This window comes from Bradyrhizobium sp. Kon10 (genome assembly GCF_055807395.1).
Window position 1 is genome coordinate 1 of sequence record NZ_JBVVOZ010000322.1, and the last position, 250, is coordinate 250.

1 protein-coding gene is annotated in these 250 nt (G+C 65.2%); it reads left to right on the forward strand.

The window, feature by feature from the left end:
- Positions 1–250 (forward strand): NAD(P)-dependent oxidoreductase (locus AC0L2O_RS37210; RefSeq protein ID WP_473373257.1); only part of this gene is annotated, 250 nt, incomplete at both ends.

Consider the following 250-nt stretch of genomic DNA (forward strand, 5'->3'; position numbering starts at 1 on the left):
CGTCCACGCCGGCAGGAGACGTCAGCTCGACGCCGACGCGCTGCTGTCGTCCTTGGATAGCGGCAGGCTGTCCGGCGCATTCATCGACGTGACCGATCCGGAGCCGCTGCCGCCAGAGCATCCTCTCTGGGCGCATCCGCGCGTCGTCATCACACTGCATATCGCGGCAAGCACGCAAGCGGATAGCGCGGCGTTAACGACCGTGCAGAATGTAAAGCGTCTGCTTGGCGGCGCCGATCCAACAGGACTG